At 49.4% G+C, this 3,698-nt stretch carries 4 protein-coding genes; all 4 read right to left on the bottom strand.

Annotation, left to right across the window (positions count from 1 at the left end; genetic code table 11):
• Nucleotides 1-24 precede the first annotated feature (24 nt).
• The 4 genes from CRG49_RS12500 to CRG49_RS12485 are packed head-to-tail and all read right to left on the bottom strand — an operon-like array spanning nucleotide 25 to nucleotide 3,468.
• Complete coding sequence (locus CRG49_RS12500; RefSeq protein ID WP_095502151.1) at nucleotides 25-402, bottom strand: hypothetical protein; 378 nt, start codon at nucleotides 400-402, stop codon at nucleotides 25-27.
• Between the two features lie 2 nt (nucleotides 403-404).
• Complete coding sequence (locus tag CRG49_RS12495; protein ID WP_095502152.1) at nucleotides 405-998, bottom strand: STY4526/YPO1902 family pathogenicity island replication protein; 594 nt, start codon at nucleotides 996-998, stop codon at nucleotides 405-407.
• 11 nt (nucleotides 999-1,009) lie between these two features.
• Nucleotides 1,010-2,572 (bottom strand): ParB family protein, encoded by a 1,563-nt coding sequence (locus CRG49_RS12490; protein ID WP_095502153.1) that lies wholly within the window; start codon nucleotides 2,570-2,572, stop codon nucleotides 1,010-1,012.
• Nucleotides 2,569-3,468 carry a ParA family protein gene (locus CRG49_RS12485; protein ID WP_095502154.1) on the bottom strand — a complete coding sequence of 300 codons (900 nt, stop codon included), beginning with the start codon at nucleotides 3,466-3,468 and terminating at the stop codon, nucleotides 2,569-2,571. Before CRG49_RS12485 ends, CRG49_RS12490 begins: the two co-directional genes overlap by 4 nt.
• Nucleotides 3,469-3,698 lie beyond the last annotated feature (230 nt).

Here is a 3,698-nt window from a genome sequence, read left to right as displayed (position 1 = left end):
CCGCCGACCGAGAAAGACATTGGACTATGAGACACCGGGTGATCTGTTTTCAGCAGCCCTTGCCAATGGCATTTGAGCGTTGCACTTGAAATGCGAATGTAAGAGTAAGCCTTTGCCCATCAACTGTTCGCGAATATTCCGCCACTGTTTGGCTGTCAAACCGGCTTCGCTGAATACAATGTCGTTATTCAACGAAACCCATTCGCCGGGCATGCATTTTTCGGTGAAATAACTCAGAAAATAGCCTTGGGTAACCGACTGCATAGCTTCGGCAAACTGCTTGACATAGGTTGCTGGCTCGTCCCATAAGGCGGCCAAACCTTTCAAAGCAGCATAATTAGGCTCATTGTAACCGGGTGTGACAGAAAAACCAGGCACAAATAAAGAAGCTTTGATGTCCATGTTTATTCTCCGAAATATTTGGTATCGGTAATCACGGTATACAGCTGCCCCAGATTGAGGTCAGGGTATTCGTCTGCCAAGAGCTGATAGCGCAGGTACAGGTTCTTTTCCGGTTCCGTTGTCTGCCAGCTTTTTAGAATCCGAAGGCGCATGGCAATAGGGGGCATTCTCAGACGGCCTTTCAGAACGGGCACGCCTAGCTCGAAACGGATTTTTCTGATTTCTTCCGCCGTAACCAACGGACACAGATCCACCACCATCTGATTGCTGGCTTTGCGGGCAATCAGCCAACGGACACGCTGCAATTCTTCCGAGCGTTGCCGCACGTTTTTTTCCAATGTGTACAATTGGCGTTTCAAGGCATCAAGATTGATTAAATAAGTCACGACCCCGGGAGATTGCTTGGCCAGTTTTTCAAGTTGCTCGGCATCCATTTGGCGCAGCTTATCCAGAGTTTGCTTGTATTCACGCAATGCAATCGCATTGTAGGCTGCTTCACTTTTGGAATGCGGTGCTGAAGCCAGTTTGCTTAAAGCCAAATGTGTGTGGACGTTGTCTACATCCAAGATACGATAAACAAGTTTTTGTTTATTCATGATGCTTCCCCTTATTGTTTGTTCCACTCACGTACAAGCAGATGGATTTCTTCCAAAATTGGGCAAAACGGGTGTGTATCATGTGTTTGCCATTGCAATACGTGATTAATGAGAGCAGGGCGTTCCCCGATCCCGTAATTCAGGTATTCGTCATATTTATCCGGGTCGTGGTAGGCAATGCTTACTTTGGAATCTTCCGGCAATGACAGTACCGGATTGTTGTTGTCATCGATATTGTTCATCAGCTCATCCAGCCCGCAGAGTTTCCACAGGTATGAGAAGACATAACCGGCATCGGGATGCAGGTTGTCGACGATAAACGGTGCCAGCACATCGGGATTGTGGGCAATAGATGAAAAGTCGGGATACTCGATGTAGAAACCCAACGGAAAGCGCGGATGGGCTTTGAAACAATTGCTTAAATTGACTTTTGCCAGCCATTTCTTGATGGCGGCATGCAGATTTTTCAGTACCTGCTCAGGCGAGCTTACAGTTTGCGGATGTTCCGTCTCGAACGGAGGATTGACCTCCGCCCGAGCCGAGCCTGCCGGCAGCAAGGCCGCTGGCACAGATGTTTTGTCCATAGGTGTGCCGCCGGTGGCGGCAGGTGCAGTTTGGGACTGCACCGCACCGGCTTCTTTTGCATTCAAGCTTGCAGAAGATGGATGATTTTCTAAGAAGTTTGATTCAGATTTTGAATATTCGATACCGTTTGAGCCAGTTTTATCCTCATCAATAAAGGCGGCTGTGCCATACACCTCTTGAAAACGGCCGCTGATGAAATCGAGCAGGGCGGCAACATCCAAAGTTTCCTCCGCGTATTGCTCGTGCCACTGTTCCAGAATATCCGACCATACTGCCAGGAAGCCGTCGGCTTCTCCGGCTTTCTTGGCAGCTTCAGCCATAGCTGAGTGAACTTTTTTGATTTCGCTTACCTTCGGATTCGACAGTTCGTAAGCGTAACGTCCCAGTTCCTGCAAAGAGTCTGAGGCAAAGAAGAACAGATTCAAAGCCTGATAGGAAATGACCAGGCCTGCTGTACCGAACATCACTTCCAATTCTCGCAAGGACAGTTTTTTGTCACTATCATCCTGAAAAATATCGCGCACCTCCGCATAGGCGCAGGCCTTATCCCAAAAACACATTTCAGCACGCTGTTCGTTCTCGATCAGATGAGCAATCTGCAATTCGGTTTCGCCGGGGTAGGCGATGTAGAAGCAGGGAATGGTGCGGTAACGGTCTTCGCCGGTTTCCTGATACAGCTCACGCATGATTTGCAGACGCGTATTACCACCCTGAGCCAGGACATAATGGCCTTCACCCGGGCGTTGGGTCACATGAACAGGCTGTTGAATACCTGTCGCACGGACAGACTCCTTGATGGCCGCATAAGCAGCGGCATCATGGCGGCGGCGCGGGTTCTTGTCGAAAAGCTCGATTTCCGCAACCGGCAGGTTCATAAACATACCGCTGCTCATATGAGGCTTATCATTCAGATTCATGGCGGTTTGCTCAGGCGTACCTACATGCAGACTCAATCCTGCCAAACCCTGCGTCAGTTTGTTTCTATTCATGACAGCACCTCCGCGCGGTTTTCTTCCGGAAGGAGGTTGTTCATGTCGTTAAAGCAGCTGCCGCGCAGTTCACGCTCTTTGATGCCGGGGAAAATCTCATAAACGATGTTGTGCATCACTTCATAGGCAGGCATCAGCTTGCCGGGATGGGTTTGCTCGTGGCAATGAACCGGTACGCGCAAGGTTGCTGCCTCTTTGTAGGACTTGGCTTCCGGTACATGGGTTTGAAGCAGTTTTTTACGGTCATCAAGCGATGCACTGAAGAATTCGCGGATTTCCTGTGCAATCAGTTTTGCATCTTTGCTGCGGTCTTGGGCATAGATGACGGCGCGAAGCTGGGGCATAGCCAAGCCCATAACTTCTCCTTGGGCAAGGCGTGCCAAGGCTTCCTGAGTGCCTGTGACAAACTCACGGGCACTCAGAATCTCGGGCATGATGGGGGTAATCAGACAGCCTGAAGCGAATGCGGCTGCATCCTGTAAAGGACCGACGGCACCTTGGGTATCAATCAGAATCACATCGTAGTTATTCTGGAAGAAAGGATTTTGCAGTTTCGCTTTCAACAGGAAGGCACGGTCGGCGCGGTTGGCGATTTTGGTTTGGATGTCAGCCGAAATATTGTTGGAAACGATGATGTCCAGATTCGGAAAGACGGTATGGGAAACAGTCGAGCGCACATTGGCATCGGAATTGTCTCCCAAGAGCAGCTCGACAATCCCGTGCGGCGCACGGTAGCTGAGCGGATAGTACTTGGAGAGTGACGGTTGAACATCGGCATCGACCATCAGGACACGGAGACCGATATCGGCAAGTACGGCTGAGATGTTGGCCAGCAAAGTGGTTTTACCGACCCCTCCTTTGGTTGAGGTGGCGGCTAAAATTACGGGTGCAGACATAATTTAAACTTTCTAAAACAGTTAGTTAGGCAAGAATAAAATATCTCTGCAATAATATTCGGGAGTGGGAGGCTCCGATGTCTCGTCTCATGGCTGTGTCATTTCAAACAGCCACAAAATTTAACATAATATACATTATGCGAATTCAGCGGTTTCGCCTGAAATAATGTTTTCTTCCAACCCATGCCGGCGGATAACGGTTTACTTTTTCATTTGGTTGCCATGTCTGT

Source organism: Neisseria sp. N95_16 (genome assembly GCF_002551535.2).
In the GTDB taxonomy this organism is placed as follows: domain Bacteria; phylum Pseudomonadota; class Gammaproteobacteria; order Burkholderiales; family Neisseriaceae; genus Neisseria; species Neisseria brasiliensis.
The sequence above is the reverse complement of the archived record's forward strand: the minus strand, read 5'-3'. Positions and strand labels throughout refer to the sequence as shown.